This is a genomic window from Serratia sp. AS12 (genome assembly GCF_000214195.1).
Lineage (GTDB): Bacteria > Pseudomonadota > Gammaproteobacteria > Enterobacterales > Enterobacteriaceae > Serratia > Serratia plymuthica.
This window is the reverse complement of the sequence record NC_015566.1, coordinates 1810854-1832752: the sequence shown is the minus strand read 5'-3', so window position 1 is coordinate 1832752 and position 21899 is coordinate 1810854. Positions and strand designations below refer to the sequence as shown.

Sequence of the window (21899 nt, the reverse complement as noted above, 5' to 3'; positions counted from 1 at the left end):
TAGAATGAATCTTCTTGCGGCCTGATTGTGCCCGGATGTCGTTTTTTCGCCCAAAAGGACCTGATTTTTGATGCTGTTCAACCTGAAAAAGTTCATTGGCGCCATTTTAATGCCATTACCTGCGCTGCTGCTGTTGATGGGGCTGGCGCTGTTGCTGCTGTGGTTCACCCGCTGGCAAAAAAGCGGCAGAGTCATTTTATCACTGAGCTGGCTGTTTTTACTGCTTTTCAGCCTGCAGCCGGTGGCCGACCGGCTGTTGCGACCGATAGAATCTGAATATGTAACCTATCGTGGCAATGACCAGGTGAATTATATCGTGGTACTGGGTGGCGGTTATACCTTTAACCCGGATTGGGCTCCCAGCTCCAACCTGATAGGTAACAGCCTGCCACGAGTGACGGAGGGCGTGCGTTTATATCTCGCGCATCCGGGGACCAAGATGGTGTTCACCGGTGCCGGCGGCGCCAATACCTTGAGCAACGCGGCAACTGCGGCGCGAGTAGCGGAAAGCCTGGGGGTGCCTCGTAGCGATATGGTGCTGTTGGATCGCCCGATGGATACCGAGCAAGAGGCGTTACAGGTGTCGAAGCTGGTCGGCCGGCAACCGTTTATTCTGGTGACCTCGGCCAACCATTTGCCGCGAGCGATGCGCTTTTTTGAAGCCAAAGGGTTGCACCCTATCCCGGCGCCGGCCAATCAGTTGGCTATCAGCTCCAGGTTAAATATTTGGGATCGCGTGGTACCTTCGGCCATGTTCCTTGGCCACAGCGAACGTGCCTGGTATGAAACGCTGGGCAGCCTGTGGCAATCGCTCAAAGGGGCAGGTGAAGCCTCTGCCGACTAGCCGGCAAGCCAGGGCAGCAGCTGTTTAGACGCATGGTCAAACAGCTGCCGATCCAGCTTGCCGGTGTGAATTAACCGCCCTGCCGCTTCCCACACGCCATACAGCCAACGCCGAACCAGGAACGACTCCGACACCGGTGCCCGCTGCAAATAATAAAACATCAGTTGGCTGGGCATCCCGGCCTCGCACAACCTGAACAGCTCATATTCACGCGGTGCCCACAGCATCATCCCAGGGTTGAGCATCGCCAGCAGTTGGTCGCTTTTGGCATCTTTCAGCATGCTACGCAATGACAGGTTGCCGTGCACCAGCACACAAGGATCGTCGAAACCGACAAAAAAATGGGTCAGCGCCTCCCGCGTACGGTACAACAAGCGGCGATCGGCCATCGTCAGCTGCGGCGAGTTGAGGTTCCCGAGCGTCGACCACAGCACCTCGACCCGCTGCTGATACCAGCAAAACCAGTCGTTTTCCTGCGTGCTGTCAACCGTGCCGACGCAGCCGTGGCTGTCGATGCGGTGCCAAGCCAATACGCCATCAACGATCTGTTCCATCAGCATATTCCAGCGGTCCGGCGTGCGCGTCGGCGCCTCCACCGACACCCCCCGCAGACGCTCGATCAACAGGATCTCTTTATAGGGTGCCTGATGGGTATAGACCACGCCATACACCGTCGGCAAGCGGATATCCCCTTCACGCGCCAGCATCGACAGCTTATAGGCTTCCTGCTGGGCGATACCCTGACAGACAAAGCTTTTTGCCATCAGCGGGATCGCGTGACCCTGTTGATCATACAACGAGTACATGTGTGCATAAGGCTGTTCGCTGACGCGTTCCAGTCGGCTGATGGATTCGCCCAGCACAATACTCAGTTCGCCGCGTAACTGCTCCATAAGGAAATAACCTCAAGAGAAAAAGAGGAGACGCTGACATCATCGAACGATGAGCAAAAAAAATCCTCAACGCAGATCAACAAAATGGGGATAAAGAATACGGGAAATTGTACCGCCGACACGCCAGGCGACGTGCCGGCTTTTAATGCTTAGCCCTTGATGCTGTCGCGCACGCGCTGCAGATCTTCCGGCGTATCGACACCCACGGTTGGAATGGCTTTAGCGACCCCCACATGGATTTTTTCACCGTACCACAGCACCCGCAGCTGCTCCAGCAGCTCAATTTGCTCCAGTTGGCTTGGCGCCCAGCTGACATAACGGCGTACAAACCCGGCACGATAGGCGTAAATGCCGATGTGGCGCAGCAAGCTGTCGCCGATACTTTCTTTGGATTGAGCAAAACGTTCCCGATCCCAGGGAATCGTCGCGCGTGAAAAATAGAGCGCATAACCCTGTGCATCCATCACTACTTTGACGGCATTGGGGTTAAAGGCTTCTTCCGCGCTGTCGATCGGTACCGCAAGAGTGGCCATGCCGGCCTGACTGGCTGCCAGGTTTTCTGCCACCTGACGTACGATCACCGACGGGATCATCGGTTCGTCACCCTGCACATTGACGATGATTTCGTCATCGGCAAAACCATAGTGCTCGATCACTTCCGCCAGGCGTTCGGTGCCGGAATGGTGATGCGGACTGGTCATGCACACTTCGCCACCGGCGGCTTTGACCGCTTCGGCCACCTCGGGGTGATCGGTCGCTACGATAACGCGGCTGGCGCCGGACTCACGTGCACGTTCCATTACGTGCACCACCATTGGCTTACCGTGAATATCGGCCAAGGGTTTGCCCGGCAAACGGGTTGATGCGTAACGGGCTGGAATAATCGCGATAAAACTCATGCGTGTTTCTCATCCAATGACAGCGCACGCGCTTCGTTTTCCAGCAGTACGGGAATGCCATCACGCAGCGGATAGGCGAGGCCGTCCACTTTGCAGACCAGTTCTTGGTTTTCTTTATTGAAATAGAGCTTACCGTTGCAAACCGGGCAGGCAACGATTTCGAGTAAACGGTGGTCCATGCTTCCTCCTGAGTGGAGATCTAAAGTGCGTGAGAATAGCATAACGCTATGTGCCAGGTTAATCACCGCTGTTTTACCGCTGCTTTTTAATCTGGCGCGGGGGATTGAATTGACTGCGAGGCTGGCGTAGAATTTTGTGATACAAGTCACAGAAAAGACATTTTCCATGATCAAACGTATTCACAAAATCATCGCCCTGTTTGCCAATTTCAGCAACTAAGGCATCAATCTGATTGTAACGGGCGGCGCTGAAAATTCGTTTTACCCACGCTGACGACGCCGTTCGTTATTCCACTTCCCAGCCCTCACCCCATTCTACGGCCAGTTGCGCCGGAATATCCCCCAGCGTCACCTGTTTGGCTCCGTGCCATTTTGCACTGCGGGTAATCGCCTGCCGAAGATCCTGCGCACGCTGCTTACCAAAACGAACTTTGGCCTGCGGATGGAAACTGATAACTTCAAAAATGCCCTGTCGTCGATGCATTTTTGCATCGATTCGGCCAATCAACTCGCCCCGTTGCAACACCGGCAGGGTAAAATAACCGTACTGTCGCTTCTCCTTCGGCGTATAGCACTCCAACCGGTAATCGAAATCGAACAGTTCCAGCGCACGTCGGCGATCCCAAACCACGGGGTCAAACGGAGAAAGCAAGGTGGTCACACTGGATTTTAGCACCCCCTGCTCTGCCAACTGCAGTTCTTGCGCCAGCGAATGATGCACGTAAAAATCACCGTCCAGCCCATCAACGACCACCGGCATTATTTCGCCCTGTTGCTGTAGCGATGCCAGCAGCACTTTCGGCGCAACCCGCTTCAAACGGTAATAATCCGCCAACCATTCAGCCCTGAAAATCCCCAGGTAACGACAAGTTCGGCTGAGCATTTCCTGCTGCGCATGGTCCGCAGGTAAGGCATGACGCTCATCATCCCAGTGTGGCAGTAGCCTTTCAGTCAGATCGTAGACACGATGAAAATTACGCCGTTCAGACACCATCAGTTTACCGGCGGTGAACAAGATTTCGAGATGGCGCTTTTCCGGCTTCCAATCCCACCAACCGCTATTTCCTTTCTTCTCAGCGCTGAAATCCGCCGAGCGCACCGGCCCGCTGGCTTCGATATGCAACAGCAGATCGTCCATTGCCGTTTGATGTTTTTGCACCCACTCTTCAGAATATTTCCAGCCCATACCCTGCGGTTGCAGCATGCGATGGCGCAACAGACCAAAATCTTCAATGGGTAAAAAACAGGCTTCGTGCGCCCAATATTCGAATAGCTGACGGCTGGCCAGCGCCTGTTCCAGCCATTCCGGCTGATAGTCGCCCAGGCGGCTGAACAGCACCAGATAGGGGCTGCGTGCAACAACGCTGATGGTATCGATTTGCAGTAACCCCATACGTTGAATGGCGGTAACCACATCGTCAGGTTTGGCTTTGCGTTTAATCGGGGATAACAGCCCTTGTGCGGCAAGATGAAGCGCGCGGGCGGAGGCAAGAGAAATAACCGGGGTAAGCATCCTGACATCCAAAGTCGTTAAGCGATTGCTCGATAATAGTGGATATCAGAAGATTTTTCTTCGCCAGTGCTTGGGGGTGGCGGCACCGGCACTGGCGAGGAAGGGGTGGGTCAGAACGCGATAACGTCTGCCGCTGACAGCCCGTGGGAGCTGCGATAGATCGAGAACTCAACGTTCTGACCTTCGTTTAACGATTTATTTTTAGTATTGGCGATAGAACGACGGCTAACATAGATTTCGTCGCTACCATCTACCGGTGAAATAAAACCATAGCCTGCAGCTTGATCAAACCATTTCACACGGCCCATTTGTAACACAGTATTTTTAAACATAACTTATATCCTTTTACTTGAGCATCCTTAACAACGTTATTTTTATTATTGTTGGACGCTACCAGCCCATCCTAAAGTTTTTCGTAACAAACCTCTCATGAGCAAAAAATTAAAAACCCGCATGATGCGGGCTTGTTGAACTTAATATCTTCCGCAATGAATCAGCGTTAACGCCTCATCATGGTTGTATTAAGATCTCTTTACGTCATTGCCTGTTTAGTTACAGAGCAACAACGTTGGCGGCAGCCGGCCCGCGCGGGCTGTCCTGGATGCTATACTCAACACGCTGGCCTTCAGCCAGAGTTTTGAAACCGTCGGTCGCGATTGCAGAAAAATGTACGAATACATCTTTACCACCGTCGTTTTGCTCAATGAAACCAAAACCTTTGCTTTCGTTGAACCATTTAACCTGACCCGTTTTCTTAGACATTACACACTTACCTTTTAAATATATATACAAAACCTGCCATAAGGCAATTTAGGCCGTTTTTAGGAACATTACTTATGGGAGGTACTTAGAAGGTTCGTCTTTGAAGCGGAATCAGATGATAACGTTTTTGGAGGAACTGCTTAAATCTAAACTCGAACATAAATAGGTCTGTATCACAGGCCGACGAGCATTTACTCATAAATCTATCCTTTGCACAAGGGGTTTATTGGTCTATTTTTATCATCCCATCGAATTTATTTTTATGTCTATGATTGTGCATAGATTAATTTCTTTATTTTTACCGATCTCACTCAAAATCATTGCCTTCCAGACGGCCGTTACTTCCGCCAGCACCCAGGCAAATGAGAGCTAACGCATAAAAATCCAATATGCTTGTCCAAGCTATAACAAAACCCAACCGAGATAGCTAAACTTGGGGTGAAAACAAGGCGGATGGCCTTTTAGCCAGCACTTTTACCGCAAAAAATACTATTTTTCAGATTATCCTGAATAAAGGAGCTATGCGCATGACCGCCCAGCAGTTCGTCTCACCGAATGAAATCCGCTCCAGGTTCTCTCACGCCATGTCAGATATGTACCAAAAAGAGGTACCTCTATATGGCGATTTACTCGAACTGGTTGCGGAAACCAACCGACAGGTCCTGCGCGAAGATGCCGCATTGGCTCATCAATTACAAATTACCGGTGAAATCGAAAGACTGGCCATGGAACGCCACGGGGCAATCCGGGTAGGTACGGCAGATGAACTGGCTACTTTGCGACGGCTGTTTAACGTCATGGGCATGTCACCGGTCGGGTATTACGACCTGGCCGTGGCCGGTGTTCCGGTTCATTCCACTGCGTTTCGCGCAGTGCATGAAGAAGCGCTGCAGATCAGCCCATTCCGGGTTTTCACCTCATTATTACGGTTAGAGCTGATTGAAAGCCCGGTGTTACGTCAGTTGGCCCAGCAACTGCTGGCCCGCCGCCGCATCTTTACTGAACGCGTGCTGGAGTTGATCGTCTTGCAGGAAGTTCAGGGCGGGTTGGATGACAGCCAGGCCAGTGAATTTATCGAACAGGCGCTGGAAACTTTTCGTTGGCACAACCGGGCGACCGTCAGTGCCGCCGAATATCAACAATTGCACGATCAGCATCGTTTGATTGCCGACGTAGTGGCGTTCAAAGGCCCGCATATCAACCACTTGACGCCACGCACGCTGAATATCGACCTCGTCCAGCAAGCGATGCCTGGCCGGGGAATCACGCCTAAAGCCGTTATCGAAGGCCCGCCGCCTCGCCGTCGGCCAATTTTGCTACGCCAAACCAGCTTTAAAGCGCTGGAAGAAAGCGTGGCCTTTGTCGAACATGACGGCAGCACCGTGGGCGGACACCATACCGCGCGTTTTGGCGAAATCGAGCAACGTGGCGTAGCGCTGACCCCGAAAGGCCGGGCTTTGTATGACCGCCTATTGCAAGCCACCAACGATGCGCTGCAGGCACCGCCAAGTGAAAAGAACGCCGAGCGGTACAATCAGTTACTGGCGGAAAACTTCCAGGCGTTTCCAGATGATTATGCAACCTTGCGTGAGCAGCAACTGGCATGGTTCCGCTATTTCCCTACCGAATGCGGCCTGGCGGCCAAAGACTCGCTGGATAAACACACTACGCTGGAGCAACTGATAGCTCAGGAACATATTCGCTTTCAGCCTTTGGTGTATGAAGACTTCTTACCGGTCAGCGCAGCGGGCATTTTCCAGTCTAATCTGGGTGACAACCGGCATGCTCAGTACAATGCAGCATCGAGCCGTGCCGCTTTCGAGCAGGCTCTGGGGGCAGAGGTGATAGATGAATTGGCGCTGTACCAACAAACGCAACAGCGTTCGATAAACGCCTGCGCGCAAGCTCTGGGGCTTAACGCGCTGGCCGTTTGAGTTATTTAGTCAGCAGCGCCTCGATACTTTGCAGCAACGACTCAGCCTGATCGGGGGGAAGAACCGCATCTACCGGTAAATACCACCAGTTGGGCTGGGCAAAAATGCGGCATTTGACCGCATCTTTTTCAGTCATCAACAGCGTTTGCTCAGATGACGCCAACGCCGCCAGTTGAGCATGCTGGTACTCCTGATGATCGGCGAACGCGACTTCTTTCTCGACATCCACGCCAAGCTTTTCCAGCGTGGCGAAAAAGCGTGGCGGATGGCCAATCCCGGCCATTGCCACCACGTGCGGTAACTCAGCCGCCGGCCGACGCGCACCGCTGGCGATATTGACCGCCTCACGCGCTTGCAACCGCATGGCAATTTCACCCGCCTGAGCCACGCCGCCGTTGGCAATCCGCGCATTCACGCTGTTCAGGCGCGACGCGCGTTCACGCATCGGTCCCGCCGGTAACCACCAGCCATTGCCAAAACGGCGCACGCCGTCGATCACCACCAGTTCAAAATCACGTTGCAACGCGTAATGCTGCAAACCGTCATCGGTGATGACAATATCGAGTTTCTGCTGTTGCAGCAGTGCCTGCACCGCTTCCGCACGCTTTGGCGAAATGGCTACAGGCGCACCGGTGCGTTGATAAATCAATACCGGCTCATCGCCCGCCTGCTGGGTCGTAGTGTGTTCATCCAATACCAACGGATAAGATGCCGCTTTGCCACCATAACCGCGTGATACCACACCCACCCGGTATCCGCGCTGTTGCAATTGCTCCACCAGCCAGATCACGGTTGGCGTTTTACCGTTGCCGCCGGCGGTAAGGTTTCCCACTACCACCACCGGCACCGGTGCACGCCAGCTTTTACGCAGGCCACAGCGATAACTCAGCCGAATCAAACCGCTGACCAGACCGTACAGCCAGGACAACGGCAACAACAGCAGGTATAGCAATGAACTACCCGACCAAATGCGCTCGATCATTATTGGCCGAACTGCATGCGGTGAAGCTGTGCGTAGACCCCACGCTGTTCGATTAACGCAGCATGCTCACCGCGTTCAACGATGCGTCCATCTTCCACCACCAGGATTTCATCAGCCTTTTCAATGGTCGACAAACGGTGCGCGATCACCAGCGAGGTACGGTTTTTCTGCAGTTCGTCCAACGCGGCCTGAATGGCGCGTTCTGATTCCGTATCCAGCGCCGAAGTTGCTTCATCAAGGATCAGAATCGGGCAATCGCGCAACAGTGCGCGCGCGATAGCGATACGCTGACGCTGGCCACCGGACAACATCACGCCGTTCTCGCCAATCACCGTATCCAGGCCATTCTCCATTTTCTCAATAAAATCCATGGCATAAGCCATGCGTGCGGCCTTCTCGATTTCTTCCCGGCTATAACGATCTTCACGAGCGTAAGCGATATTGTTAGCGATGGTGTCGTTAAACAAATGTACGTTTTGCGATACCAGAGCGACCTGATCGCGCAATGACGCCAAGGTATACTCGCGCAGGTCATGCCCGTCCATCAGGATTTCGCCTTCCTGAACGTCATAGAAACGGGTCAACAGGTTGGCAATAGTCGATTTGCCCGATCCCGAGCGGCCCACCAATGCTACGGTTCTGCCCTCTGAAATGCTCAGATTGATCTCACGCAGTGCCGGCGTTTCTTTCCCTGGATAATAGAAAGTCACGTTACGGAATTCGATATCGCCTTTAGCACGCGCCACTTCGCGAGTGCCGGTATCTTTTTCCTGCTCCATATCCAAAATCGAGAACAACGTTTGGCAAGCAGCCATCCCACGCTGGAACTGGGCATTGACGTTGGTCAGCGATTTCAGTGGCCGCATTAAGGCGATCATCGACGAGAACACCACGGTGATGGTACCGGCGGTCAGGGTTGCCATAACACTCGGGAAGCTCGCCGCGTATAGTACAAATGCCAGCGCTAACGAAGCAATCAACTGAATAATCGGGTCAGAGATTGAGGATGCTGAAACCAGCTTCATGCCCTGTTGGCGCATACGGTTGCTGACCGAGTTGAAGCGCTCGGTTTCCACCTGCTGGCCGCCAAAAATCAGCACTTCCTTGTGGCCTTTCAGCATCTGCTCGGCACTGGTGGTTACCTGCCCCATGGTGTTCTGCATGCTTTTACTGATACTACGGAAGCGTTTGGAAACAATGCGGATTGCGATAGACACGATCGGTGCCAACACAATCAGGATCACCGATAACTGCCAGCTGTAGTAGAACATCATGCTGAACAACGCAATTATCGACGCGCCTTCACGCACCACGGTGACCAAAGCGCTGGAAGAGGATGAGGCCACTTGCTCAGAGTCATAGGTGATACGCGACAACAGCGTACCGGTTGACTGCTGATCGAAGAAGGATACCGGCATTCTCATCATATGGCCAAACAGCCGGCGGCGCATATGCATTACCACCATGCCGGACACCCATGAAATGCAATAGCTGGAAACGAAGCCCGTCAGGCCGCGGACCACCATCAAGCCAATGACGGCCAACGGCATCCAAAGCAAAATGCTGCTCTCTGTTTTCCCAAAACCATCATCCAATAAAGGTTTAAGCAAGGACAACATAAAGGCATCGCTGGCCGCGTTAAGCACTAACGCAATGGCGGCCACAATCAACCCGGTCTTAAAAGGAGTGATCATCGGCCAGAGGCGACGGAAAGTCTGCCAAGTGGAGAGATCTTTATCATTCATCATGCAAATACCAGCATCGGAAGAAATAGCGGCCTATTTTACTCATTATCACCCTCTACGCCAAACCGCTGATGGTACCAACGGGGCATTAATTGTTCACGAAAGCCTTTAATTTGCCAATCGTTGTCGAAAAAAAGCACGGATATCTGACCTGACCGCGAAGTATCGCGCCATATGATGCCATTTGCCAGATATCTGGCGATAACTTTAACGGCGGGTAATCGCCATTTGTTGTAACGAGATGCGGACGCCAAAGCCGCCTCCGGCGCTACCGCACGCAGAAACGGCGGCGTTGAGGACGTCCTGCTGCCGTGATGGGGAACCTGAAGCACTGTAGATGCCAGCCGATCGCGTTGTAATCTGAGCAACTGCGCTTCCGCTTGCTTTTCCACGTCGCCGGTCAGTAGCAGGCTATATCGGCCATCATCGACGCGGATCACGCAAGAATCATCATTGACCGGTCGCTTTAGCGCTTTCGGCGGCCATAACACCTGAAATTGCAGCGATTGCCACTGCCAGCTTTCGCCGGCCACGCAGGGTAAATGAAGCGGATCAAGTATCGGGCTGCGCACTGTGGCCTGTGGAAATGCTTGCCTTACCTCTTCCAGCCCACCGGTATGATCAAGGTGATCGTGGCTGATGATAATTTGCTCCAGGTCGATACCCCGCCAATTTAGCATGGGCAAAATATGACGTTCCGCAGCGCTGCCCGTCTCCCAGCGATCACCGGTATCGAACAGTATCCCCTTTCCGTTTCTTTCGATCACTACCGCCAGGCCATGGCCGACGTCCAACATGTCGACCCGCCAACGATATGGAGGTTCTTTTTCCCGCCACAGCACGCAGCATATCGCCACAGCGGTCAAGCCTGCCGTATAGCATAACCACCAGTGAAAACGCCAGCAGATAACCAGCAGCCAACCCGCTGCGCTGACCAGCAGCGAGGCGGCGCCCAGATCGATCCAGCCACGCTGCAAATAATGTAGCGGCGTAAACACCCATAGCAGTGTCAAATCGGCCAGCCACCAGAATCCGCCGCTCAATAGCGGTAAGGCACCACAAATTACCGCGATCAAAATCAAAGGAACCGTCACCAGTGAAACCACAGGTACCGCCCACAGATTCGCCGGCATAGAGGTCAACGTCAGGCCGAGAAACAAAGCGGCCTGCATCGGTACCAGCAACAACGTGATACCAAACTGAATGTGCAGCCAACGCACCGGTGCCCAATACCAGGCAGAGCGGAAACGAGCACTTAACGGCACCCATTCGAACCAAAAGACCAGGCAGGCTACCGCCAGTACCGATAACCAGAAACTGTCTGACAGTACCGCCAGCGGATCGCAGACCAGAATTAACCCCACGCACCACAGCCATACCTGCCAGGAAGTGCAGTGAATACCGCGCAGGCGCAGCAACATCCACAGAGTCAACGCCAAGGCAGTACGCACCGCCGGGGGTTGTGCGCCAGCCAACCAGACATAGGCTAAGGTACCAAACCAACTGGCTAACAAGGGGAAGCGGTAGCCGATCAGGTGAGCAGGCAACAAGAACTGAAGCGCCCGCAGCGCCAGCCAAATTAATATGGCCGCCATAGCCACGTGCAGGCCTGAAATCGCCATCAGATGCGCAATGCCGGTTTTCAGCATCAGAGTGCGTAACGCCGGATCCAACGCGGTTCTTTCGCCAAACGCTAAAGCCAGCAATACCGATTTATAACGCAGGTCACCCATGTTGCTCTCGGCATGGCTGATAATACGCTGCCGCCAGTTGCAACTCCCCTCCAGCAGCCTGGCGCGCTTCACCTGTGCAGTCAATGGTTGACGCTGCGCCATCGCCCAACGCTGGCTATCGAAGCCCCCTTCGTTCAGTTTTCCGTGCACCGCTCTAAGACGCAGTCGGAGTTCCCAACGTTGCCCAGCACAGAGTTGCGGCTCCTCCGGCTGCCAAACGGTGGTAAAGGCAATTGATGGCGTTAGCCAGCGCCCGTTAACCTGTTCGATGCGCATCAGCGTTTGTTTGCTCGCAGCGGGCACCAAAGTAACACCGACAACCTGCACCACGGCGGTCACCTCCGGCCCACGGCTCAGTTGTTCGACTTGCGCCACCAGATTACCGGCATTGAAGGTGGCCCACAGAAATCCCAGTGCTCCCCAACCAATAAATTGACAGCCTCCCCAACGGAAACGCAGCATCAAGCTAGCGGGTAAAACAACCAGCAAAGTTGTTAATGCATCGGGTAATTGCGGTAGCACCAGTAACGGCAGAATGCCGCAGACAACGGCGATAACCGCCAGATCCAGCGAAGTTTTGATCGACCTTTCTCCCGTCCGACAGAAGGACGTGCAACTATTGCACATCGCACCCCATGGACAGGATTGTTCCCCCGTACTCAGGCAGCCGCCAGCTGCAATGCAACGGCTCGCGGCACAGGCTGCAGGTTAACGATAAAGGTTTCATTTATTGATACTAAACTGCGGCGTAGCGCGCAAAACAAAGTCAGAACGGAGGGCTGAGAAATCAGAAAACAGCTGAGCGGCAGGCAAAAAAAACGGCGCCCTGAGGCACCGTTTTATATTCTTTACAAGCAACAACTCTATGGGCAGTCAGTGACTAACCATAGATATTGGCGCGGTCACGCAGCTCTTTACCTGGCTTGAAGTGAGGAACGTACTTGCCGTCCAACTCAACTTTATCACCAGTTTTCGGGTTGCGACCAACGCGCGGAGCACGGTAGTGAAGAGAAAAACTGCCGAATCCGCGGATCTCGATGCGTTCACCATCGGCTAACGTTGCAGCCATGTGTTCTAACATCTCTTTCACTGCATCCTCAACGGCTTTCGCCGGTACATGAGATTGCTGGCCAGCAAGTCTTTCAATAAGTTCAGACTTGGTCATGAGTCCTCCAAGCTTTGCAGCTAAACTACCGTATCGGGGCGGTCAGAAACCGCCCCCCGTCATTACTCGCCTTTAGCCGCTTTGAAAGCTTCAGCCATTGCGTTAGAGAAGTTGCTTTCTTCCTGCTTGTTGTTAACAGTTGCGATAGCGTCTTTCTCGTCAGCTTCGTCCTTAGCACGTACGGACAGGCTTACTACACGGTTCTTACGGTCAACGCCGGTGAATTTAGCTTCAACGTCGTCGCCTACATTCAGAACCAGAGTTGCATCTTCAATGCGGTCGCGAGAGGCTTCAGATGCACGCAGGTAACCTTCTACGCCGCCTGCTAATTCAACTGTAGCACCTTTGGCGTCAACTGCAGTGACTTTACCAGTAACAATAGTACCTTTCTTGTTCATAGACAGGTAGTTATTGAACGGGTCTTCAGCCAGTTGCTTCACGCCCAGGGAGATACGCTCGCGCTCTGCGTCAACTTGCAGAACAACCGCTGCGATTTCGTCGCCTTTCTTGTATTCACGTACTGCTTCTTCGCCTGCAACGTTCCAGGAGATGTCAGACAGGTGAACCAGGCCGTCGATGCCGCCGTCCAGGCCGATGAAGATACCGAAGTCAGTGATAGACTTGATTTTACCTTCAACGCGGTCGCCCTTGTTGTGGGTTTCTGCAAACAGCTGCCATGGGTTAGATTTGCACTGCTTCAGGCCCAGGGAAATACGACGACGCTCTTCATCGATGTCCAGAACCATAACTTCCACTACGTCGCCCACGTTAACAACTTTGGACGGGTGGATGTTTTTGTTGGTCCAATCCATTTCAGAAACGTGTACCAGACCTTCAACGCCTTCTTCGATTTCTACGAAGCAGCCGTAATCAGTCAGGTTGGTTACACGACCAGTCAGCTTGGTGCCTTCTGGGTAACGTTTCGCGATAGCAACCCATGGATCTTCGCCCAGTTGTTTCAGGCCCAGGGAAACACGAGTACGCTCGCGGTCGAACTTCAGCACTTTAACAGTGATTTCGTCGCCAACGTTGACGATTTCGCTTGGATGCTTAACGCGTTTCCAAGCCATATCAGTGATGTGCAGCAGGCCGTCTACGCCGCCCAGATCAACGAATGCACCGTAGTCAGTGAGGTTCTTAACGATACCTTTAACTTCCATGCCTTCCTGCAGGTTTTCCAGCAGTTGATCGCGTTCTGCGCTGTTTTCGGATTCGATAACCGCACGGCGAGAAACTACAACGTTGTTGCGTTTCTGGTCCAGCTTGATGACTTTGAACTCAAGCTCTTTGCCTTCCAGGTGCAGAGTGTCGCGTACTGGACGCACGTCAACCAGGGAACCTGGCAGGAACGCACGAATACCATTCAGCTCTACAGTGAAGCCACCCTTAACTTTGCCGTTGATAACACCGACGACAGTTTCAGCTTCTTCGTAAGCTTTTTCCAGCGTGATCCAAGCTTCGTGACGCTTAGCTTTCTCACGGGACAGCAGAGTTTCACCGAAGCCATCTTCAACAGCGTCCAGCGCAACGTCAACTTCGTCGCCTACCTGGATTTCCAGCTCGCCCTGTGCGTTTTTGAATTGCTCAGCCGGGATGGCAGACTCAGATTTCAGACCGGCGTCAACCAGTACTACGTCTTTGTCGATAGCAACTACAACGCCACGAACGATGGAACCCGGACGGGTTTCGATTGTTTTCAGGGATTCTTCAAAGAGTTGAGCGAAAGATTCAGTCATGTTTAATCTTCAGGGTTCTATAGTTTAACGTCCATTTAGCATCCCGCCGAATGGGGTTGTTTCACATACCCCGCCATTGGCTCCATGCCGACAGGGTTTAGGTTACAGGGGTAAAATTTTACCCGATATAGTTCGATACTGCTATGACAAATATGACAAAAAGCAATAACGTCGCTGCAGTTTATTGCTGCGGCAACGCTAACACTTCATGTGCATAAGTCAGCGCACGCTGGATGACTTCGTCGATCGACATGCTGGTCGAATCCAGCACGAGGGCGTCGGAAGCCGGCACCAGTGGCGCGATAGGCCGATTGCGGTCACGGTCATCCCGTTCCTTTATCTCGGCTAAAAGACGTTCAAAGTTAACATTAAAGCCCTTTTCCTGCAACTGTAGCATGCGGCGGTGCGCACGCTCCTCCGAACTGGCATCCAGGAAAATTTTTACCGGTGCATCGGAGAACACCACCGTACCCATATCACGGCCATCGGCAATCAAACCAGGAGCTTCGCGGAACGCGCGCTGACGGCGCAGCAAAGCTTCGCGCACACGCGGAAAAGCCGCTGCCTGAGAGGCGGTATTACCGACGGTTTCAGTGCGGATCTCATTACTGACGTCCTCACCTTCCAAAATGACCTGCAGTTTGCCTTCTTGGGCAACAAAGCGGACGTCGAGATGTGCGGCCAGCGGAACCAGCGCCTCCTCAGAGGTGATATCGACCTGATGATGCAGTGCCGCCAACGCCAGCACGCGGTAAATCGCGCCGGAATCCAGCAAATGCCAACCAAGGGATTCGGCCAACGCTTTACACAGAGTGCCTTTGCCTGCGCCACTTGGTCCATCAACGGTTATCACCGGGGCTGTAGCCGTCATTTCTCTCTCCTTCGGGTAAAAAACCTCACAGGGACGTAACCTGCCGTCAGCACAACGCGAAAGCATAATTACAAACGCCCCTGCAGCCTGCCCAATCGAGGCAGATACGGTGGCGTATTATACGCTGCCCAGAGGCGAACTGTTACCCTGGAACTGTCTGGTTGTTGAAAATAAGCGCATAACCGCAGAAAAGTATAGAAGAAGGCTCGGCGGCCAGGCATTAAAAACGACAAAGGCCCGGTTAGGGGCCTTAAAAGACATCATCTGACTACCGGTTACGCCAATTGGCTGATGCGCGCCAACTGCTCAAAATAGTCCGGGAAAGTTTTGGCGGTGCATTTCGGATCGAGGATGGTCACCGGGGTATCGGACAGCGCCACCAGCGAGAAGCACATCGCCATACGGTGATCGTTGTAGGTACCGATATCGGCAAACTTCAGCTTCGCCGGCGGCACCACGTGAATATAGTCCTCACCTTCATCCACTTCAGCGCCTACTTTGCGCAATTCAGTCGCCATGGCGGCCAAACGATCGGTCTCTTTCACCCGCCAATTATAGATATTGCGGATGGTGGTCGGCCCTTCGGCAAACAGGGCTGCAGTGGCAATGGTCATCGCCGCGTCCGGAATATGGTTCATATCCATATCGATGCCGCGCAACTCACCGCGGCTGCATTCGATAAAATCATCGCCCCAGGTAATGCGCGCGCCCATTTTCTCCAACACGTCGGCAAACTTGGTGTCGCCCTGAACGCTTTTCTTGCCGATGCCGGTCACGCGTACGGTGCCACCTTTAATCGCCGCCGCCGCCAGAAAATAAGAAGCGGAGGATGCATCGCCTTCTACCAGGTAATCCCCTGGTGAGCGATAGGTTTGGCGACCTTGAATATGGAACACGCGGTAGTTGTCGTGGCTGACCTCTACGCCGAAGGTATGCATCAGATGCAACGTGATATCAATGTACGGTTTAGAAACCAGTTCACCCTTGATATGGATATTCGTGTCCTGCTCAGCCAGTGGCGCAGTCATCAGCAACGCGGTCAGGAACTGGCTGGAAACGCTGCCGTCGACGGTCACGTCACCGCCGTGAAAACCGCCGCGCAGGCGCAATGGCGGATAATCGGTCTGTTCCAGGTAATCAATTTGCGCGCCGCCCTGGCGCAGAGCATCCACCAGATGGCCGATAGGCCGCTCTTTCATGCGTGGTTCACCGGTCAACACCACATCGCCGCTACCCAGACACAACGCCGCCGCCAATGGGCGCATCGCGGTACCGGCATTGCCGAGGAACAGCTCAAGCGGCTCGCGGGTCAGCAGCGGGCCGGCAACGCCCTCGACGATACAAGTGGTGCGATCGTCGGACAGCTGATAACTCACGCCCAACGCCTGCAGCGCATTCAGCATATGGCGCACGTCGTCGCTGTCCAGCAGGTTGGTCAACGTGGTCGTTCCCTCCGCCAGCGCAGCCAGCAGCAGAGCACGATTGGATACGCTCTTGGAGCCGGGTAAGTTGACGGTGCCATTGACCAGGGCGACCGGTTGTAACGTCAGGGAATCCACCATGTGAACAAAACTCTCCAAAATCTGATAAACGAAACGGCCCCGGGAAAATGCCGGAGCCGCTTTAATGCAAAAGGACAACAGCGAAAGCTGCCCGCGCAAAGCAGGCAGCGAGGCTTAACCGTGACGACGTTCGAAGTCGATCATAAAGTCGGTTAATGTCCGCACGCCGGCCAGCGGCATGGCATTGTAAATAGAAGCACGCATGCCGCCAACCACCCGGTGACCTTTCAGCGCCTGCAGGCCGATGGCTTCCGCTTCGCTGAGGAACACTTTGTCCAGCGCCGAGTCAGCCAATTGGAAGGGTACGTTCATCCAGGAGCGATTGGCGTGCGCTACGCGGCTGCGGTAGAAATCAGAATTATCGATGGTTGCGTACAGCAACTCGGCCTTGGCCTGATTGCGCTTGTGCATTTCCACCAGACCGCCCTGTTCTTTCAGCCACTTGAACACCAGACCGGACAGATACCAAGCGAAGGTCGGCGGCGTATTGAACATGGAATCGTTCTCGGCCAGCACGGTGTAATCGAGAATCGACGGCACTTCGCGGCGAGCTTTACCCAACAGATCGTCACGTACGATCACCAGCGTCAGGCCTGCCGGCCCAATGTTTTTCTGCGCGCCGGCGTAAATCACGCCAAAGCGGCTGACGTCCAGCGGGCCGGACAGAATGGTGGAGGAGTAATCGCCGATCACCACTTTGTCGCCAAAGTCAGGCGTCTCATTGATAGCAATACCGTCGATGGTTTCATTCGGGCAGTAGTGCACATAAGCCGCATCATCGTTCAACTGCCACTCTTTCATCGGTTTGATACCGAGCAGGCCGTCAACGGTGGTTTTCACATCAATGGTATTTGGCGTGCAGTATTTCTCGGCTTCCTTGATGGCGCTGTGCGCCCAGTAGCCGCCATCGATATAGTCCGCAGTGGTTTTGTCACCCAGCAGGTTCAGCGGCAATGCGGCAAACTGTGCACGGGCGCCGCCATGGCAGAACAGCACTTTGTAGTTGGAGGGGATCTTCAGCAGATCGCGCAGATCCTGTTCGGACTGCTGGGCAACTTCGATAAACTCTTTACTGCGATGGCTGATTTCCATCACCGAGGTGCCGAGGCCATGCCAGTTGCACAGTTCCTGTTCCGCACGACGCAATACTTCAACCGGCAGCATTGCCGGGCCAGAGCTAAAATTATAAACCTGAGTCATTTCCCCTCACCACATTCACTATTCGCCAATGAGACTGGCCAACCGAAATACGCCCAAAGTTAACTGTCGAGTTAACCAACGCATCGGTTTTATCACTCACGTAACGCTGCTGCAATGCTTATTCGCCCACAGGCAGCAAACTACCGCAGCACGGAATAACAGGCTCTGCCGCCACTGCGTTTTTTTGTGCGATAAAACGCTGCGTCATTGGGGAATTCAGTGGGTTAACGCGGTGTTTTATGCTGTATTCAGCTAACCCGGCTCTTCGACAAGGCTGCAATCCACCAGCCATTGCCGCAACGCGGGCAAATATGTTGCTGTGAATCCGCCAAAGGCGCAATCAGGCTACAGGCGCGGCTGGCATAATCCCCCGCCGCTTCGGCCTGCGATTGCCTACAGCATAGCCCGGCAACAAAAAACGGGGAGCGGCGCCCCCCGTCGATCGCGACTCAATACTGATTAAACATCTGCTGGATTTGTTTGGTGTCTTTGGTCTGAGTCAGCGCCAACTGCAGCAGGATCCGTGCTTTTTGCGGGTTCAGCGTACCGGCGGCGACAAAACCGAATTTGGCGTCATCCACTTCCGCGTCTTCCGTGGTGGAACCGGTCGGCACTCTGGAAGAGCGCACTACGGCTACACCGTGATGTGCGGCCGTCGCCAGCGTATCAAACACCGTTTTATACAGGTTGCCGTTACCGACCCCAGCGCTGACGATACCCTGATAACCTTCGGCGATCAGCGCCTTGGCAGGTGCATCGGAAGCATTGGCGTAGTTATAGACAATGCCGACTTTGGGCAACTCGGTCAGGCTGGATACGTCAAACGGGGTGTCGGTAGTATGCTTGCGCTGCGGTGAGCGCTGATAGTCTACCTTGCCGTTATGGATATAACCGAGCGGACCGAAATTGGGCGACTGGAAGGTCTGCACCGAGGTGGTATTGGTTTTGGTCACGTCACGTGCATCCAGCACGCTGTCGTTCATCGCCACCAGCACACCGCGTTTGGCCGATTGCGGATCCGCCGCCGTCACCACGGCGTTATACAGATTGAACGGGCCGTCGGCGCTCATCGCCGTCGCCGGGCGCATCGCTCCGACAATCACCACCGGCTTGTCGCATTTGACAGTCAGATCGAGAAAATAAGCGGTTTCTTCCAGCGTGTCGGTACCGTGAGTGATCACAAAACCGTCCGTTTTTCCGCAGTCAGCGTTGATTTTCTTCACCAGCTTCAGCCACACCTCATCGTTCATGTCCTGCGAACCGATGTTCACTATCTGCTCACCTTGCACATTGGCGACGTTTTTCAGTTCCGGCACCGCATTCACCAGCGCATCGACGCCCAGTTTGCCCGCCGTATAGTTGGATTTTGTCGCCGATTCGCCGCCGCCGGCAATGGTGCCGCCGGTCGCCAACAGAGTGATGGAGGGCAATGCCAGCGCAGAACCGCTTGCGCCCGCCAGGAGTAGTGCCACAACGCTGAGTTTCACTGATTTCATTAGGTTTCTCCTTGATAGATAACCCGCTGAATTATGGCCCTTATCCTTAAAAAAACTGTGACTTTGCCACCGCTTTAGGAATACATGGAGCTTGGGCGTAAAACCCCGTATCATTGCGCGTTTTTAGTACGCTCAAAAAGTGAAGACAATGACGCAAACTTTTATCCCTGGCAAAGACGCCGCGTTGGAAGACTCCATCGCCCGTTTCCAACAGAAATTAAGCGATCTGGGTTTTAATATCGAAGAAGCCTCCTGGCTGAACCCGGTGCCGCACGTATGGTCGGTTCACATCCGCGATCGCGATTGCCCGCTGTGCTTCACCAACGGTAAAGGCGCCAGCCAAAAAGCCGCGCTGGCTTCCGCTTTGGGCGAATACTTCGAGCGCCTTTCCACCAACTATTTCTTTGCCGATTTCTATTTGGGTAAGCAAATTGCCGAAGGCGATTTCGTGCATTATCCGAATGAGAAATGGTTCCCGATCCCGGCCGACGATTCACTGCCGGAAGGCATCCTCGACGAACGCCTGCATGCGTTCTACGATCCTGAGCAGGAACTGACCGCCGGCGATCTGATCGATCTGCAATCCGGCAATGGCGATCGCGGCATCTGCGCCCTGCCGTTCTCCCGTCAGTCAGACCAGCAGACGGTCTATATCCCGATGAACATCATCGGCAACCTGTACGTGTCCAACGGCATGTCCGCCGGTAACACCGCGAACGAAGCCCGCGTACAAGGCCTTTCCGAAGTCTTCGAGCGTTATGTGAAAAACCGCATTATCGCCGAATCCATCAGCCTGCCGGAGATACCGGCCGACGTATTGAACCGCTATCCGGGCGTGGTGGAAGCTATTGCCCGCCTGGAACAGGAAGGCTTCCCGATCCTGTCCTATGACGCCTCATTGGGCGGCAACTACCCGGTAATCTGCGTAGTGCTGTTCAATCCGGCCAACGGCACCTGTTTCGCCTCGTTCGGCGCTCATCCTGACTTCGGCGTGGCGCTTGAGCGTACCGTGACTGAACTGCTGCAGGGCCGTAGTCTGAAGGATCTGGACGTGTTCACCGCACCAACCTTCGATGACGAAGAAGTGGCCGAACACACCAATCTGGAAACCCACTTTATCGATTCCAGCGGTTTGATCTCCTGGGACATGTTCAAGCAGGATGCGGATTATCCGTTTGTCGACTGGAGCTTCAGCGGCAGCACGCAGGAAGAATTCGCCACGCTGATGAGCATTTTCGACAAAGAAGGTGCCGAAGTGTACATCGCCGACTACGAGCACCTGGACGTTTACGCCTGCCGTATCATCGTACCCGGCATGTCCGACATCTACCCGGCGGAAGACCTGTTGCTGGCCAATAACAGCATGGGCGCGCACCTGCGTGATACCCTGCTGGCACTGCCGGGCAGCGAATGGGAGCCACAAGAATATCTGGCGCTGATTGAGCGACTGGATGACGAAGGGCTGGACGATTTTACCCGCGTGCGTGAGTTGCTGGGCATTGCCTCCGGTAAAGACAACGCCTGGCATACCCTGCGCGTGGGCGAGCTGAAATCCATGCTGGCACTCGCGGGCGGCGATATGGAACAGGCTCTGATCTGGGCGGAATGGACCCAGGACTTTAACGGATCGGTATTGAGCCCTGCGCGCAGTAATTACTACCGCTGCCTGCAAACCCTGCTGCTGCTGACGCAGGAGCCTGAGCGCGATCCGGCGCAGTACTACGGCGCCTTCGTGAAAATGTACGGTCAGGAAGCGGTCGACGCCGCCTCTGCGGCCATCAGCGGCGAAGAGCGCTTTAACGGCTTGTTCGCTGTCGACAGCGATCTGAAAGCGTTACCGGCGCATCAGGCGCTGCTGGCGGCCTACGAAAAACTGCAAAACGCCAAGCGCCGCCACTGGGCACAGGCATAACCGCAGTCTTAATGCGTCGGCAGCTTGCCTGCCGGCGCCACTCCTAAAGGGGTAGTTCGCTGTACATGGCATTCGTAAACGCAGCAAAGAAAATAGCCAGATCTTATTTTGACGGTTAAATCATCGTTTTCTTCTTTTATTTTTTCCGGCTAATTACGTACTTATCAACCAGCAAGACAAACGAAACGTTAATTGTTGCAGGTTGGTGAAATAATAATTAACCGATAAGTCAACTTTAGCCGTCAAAAATAGACAATACGCATAAATATTTAACCTTTATTAGGGGTATTCGCCTCACCTATTCAAAATTATTTGCAAACATTAAAAAATAGTTTTTACTTAAAAATCAAATAATTAATCTAATTAACCTTGCAATTTATCTGGTTTTTACCCCCTCTAGTTCCTCGCCTTATGATCCAAATCAATTTTTACCCTATACTGCTTTGCTAGTATCTCATTGCGTTGTTTTAACC

Annotated in this window: 18 protein-coding genes; 3 read left to right on the top strand and 15 right to left on the bottom strand. The window is 53.8% G+C overall.

Annotation, left to right across the window (positions count from 1 at the left end):
* Positions 1-70: 70 nt before the first annotated feature.
* Positions 71-844 (top strand): envelope biogenesis factor ElyC, encoded by a 774-nt coding sequence (elyC, locus tag SERAS12_RS08515; protein WP_013812303.1) that lies wholly within the window; start codon positions 71-73, stop codon positions 842-844.
* Here the strand turns inward: elyC and SERAS12_RS08510 are convergent.
* The 6 genes from SERAS12_RS08510 to SERAS12_RS08485 form a co-directional block, all read right to left on the bottom strand.
* Entirely contained in the window at positions 841-1737 is an 897-nt protein-coding gene (locus SERAS12_RS08510) for a YcbJ family phosphotransferase (protein WP_013812302.1), read from the bottom strand. The two genes, elyC and SERAS12_RS08510, sit on opposite strands and share 4 nt — an antisense overlap.
* A 149-nt stretch (positions 1738-1886) precedes the next feature.
* A complete protein-coding gene (gene kdsB, locus SERAS12_RS08505; RefSeq protein ID WP_013812301.1) occupies positions 1887-2636 on the bottom strand; it encodes a 3-deoxy-manno-octulosonate cytidylyltransferase in 750 nt (249 codons plus the stop codon).
* A complete protein-coding gene (locus tag SERAS12_RS08500) occupies positions 2633-2815 on the bottom strand; it encodes a Trm112 family protein (RefSeq protein WP_006320791.1) in 183 nt (60 codons plus the stop codon). The genes kdsB and SERAS12_RS08500 overlap by 4 nt, the downstream gene beginning before the upstream one ends.
* Before the next feature lie 286 nt (positions 2816-3101).
* Positions 3102-4328: a winged helix-turn-helix domain-containing protein gene (locus SERAS12_RS08495; protein WP_013812300.1), complete on the bottom strand. Its 1227-nt coding sequence runs from the start codon at positions 4326-4328 to the stop codon at positions 3102-3104.
* Between the two features lie 110 nt (positions 4329-4438).
* On the bottom strand, positions 4439-4660 hold the full coding sequence (locus tag SERAS12_RS08490) for a cold-shock protein (protein ID WP_006320799.1): 222 nt from the start codon (positions 4658-4660) through the stop codon (positions 4439-4441).
* A gap of 220 nt (positions 4661-4880) precedes the next feature.
* Positions 4881-5090 (bottom strand): cold-shock protein, encoded by a 210-nt coding sequence (locus tag SERAS12_RS08485; protein WP_004942663.1) that lies wholly within the window; start codon positions 5088-5090, stop codon positions 4881-4883.
* 527 nt (positions 5091-5617) lie between these two features.
* On the opposite strand from SERAS12_RS08485, the gene SERAS12_RS08480 reads away from it, so the two are divergent.
* Positions 5618-7024, top strand: coding sequence for a VOC family protein (locus SERAS12_RS08480; RefSeq protein WP_013812299.1), 1407 nt, complete (start codon positions 5618-5620; stop codon positions 7022-7024).
* 1 nt (position 7025) lies between these two features.
* On the opposite strand, the gene lpxK is transcribed toward SERAS12_RS08480, so the two are convergent.
* The 9 genes from lpxK to ansB all read right to left on the bottom strand — a co-directional run bounded on the left by lpxK (position 7026) and on the right by ansB (position 19514).
* Positions 7026-8006 carry a tetraacyldisaccharide 4'-kinase gene (gene lpxK / locus SERAS12_RS08475; protein WP_013812298.1) on the bottom strand — a complete coding sequence of 327 codons (981 nt, stop codon included), beginning with the start codon at positions 8004-8006 and terminating at the stop codon, positions 7026-7028.
* Positions 8006-9754 carry a lipid A ABC transporter ATP-binding protein/permease MsbA gene (gene msbA / locus SERAS12_RS08470; RefSeq protein ID WP_013812297.1) on the bottom strand — a complete coding sequence of 583 codons (1749 nt, stop codon included), beginning with the start codon at positions 9752-9754 and terminating at the stop codon, positions 8006-8008. The genes lpxK and msbA overlap by 1 nt, the downstream gene beginning before the upstream one ends.
* Before the next feature lie 35 nt (positions 9755-9789).
* Positions 9790-12111, bottom strand: a complete 2322-nt coding sequence (locus SERAS12_RS08465) for a ComEC family protein (protein WP_013812296.1) — start codon at positions 12109-12111, stop codon at positions 9790-9792.
* A gap of 253 nt (positions 12112-12364) precedes the next feature.
* A complete protein-coding gene (gene ihfB / locus SERAS12_RS08460) occupies positions 12365-12649 on the bottom strand; it encodes an integration host factor subunit beta (protein WP_004942652.1) in 285 nt (94 codons plus the stop codon).
* A 62-nt stretch (positions 12650-12711) separates the two neighbouring features.
* A complete protein-coding gene (gene rpsA, locus SERAS12_RS08455; protein WP_004942650.1) occupies positions 12712-14385 on the bottom strand; it encodes a 30S ribosomal protein S1 in 1674 nt (557 codons plus the stop codon).
* Positions 14386-14566: 181 nt separating this feature from the next.
* Positions 14567-15256 carry a (d)CMP kinase gene (gene cmk, locus SERAS12_RS08450; RefSeq protein WP_013812295.1) on the bottom strand — a complete coding sequence of 230 codons (690 nt, stop codon included), beginning with the start codon at positions 15254-15256 and terminating at the stop codon, positions 14567-14569.
* Positions 15257-15531: 275 nt separating this feature from the next.
* Positions 15532-16818, bottom strand: coding sequence for a 3-phosphoshikimate 1-carboxyvinyltransferase (gene aroA / locus SERAS12_RS08445; protein ID WP_013812294.1), 1287 nt, complete (start codon positions 16816-16818; stop codon positions 15532-15534).
* A gap of 114 nt (positions 16819-16932) precedes the next feature.
* Positions 16933-18018, bottom strand: a complete 1086-nt coding sequence (serC, locus tag SERAS12_RS08440) for a 3-phosphoserine/phosphohydroxythreonine transaminase (protein ID WP_013812293.1) — start codon at positions 18016-18018, stop codon at positions 16933-16935.
* A gap of 449 nt (positions 18019-18467) precedes the next feature.
* Positions 18468-19514, bottom strand: coding sequence for an L-asparaginase 2 (gene ansB, locus SERAS12_RS08435; RefSeq protein ID WP_013812292.1), 1047 nt, complete (start codon positions 19512-19514; stop codon positions 18468-18470).
* Positions 19515-19662: 148 nt separating this feature from the next.
* Here ansB and ycaO point away from each other — a divergent pair, with 148 nt between their 5' ends.
* Complete coding sequence (gene ycaO / locus SERAS12_RS08430; protein ID WP_013812291.1) at positions 19663-21426, top strand: 30S ribosomal protein S12 methylthiotransferase accessory factor YcaO; 1764 nt, start codon at positions 19663-19665, stop codon at positions 21424-21426.
* Positions 21427-21899 lie beyond the last annotated feature (473 nt).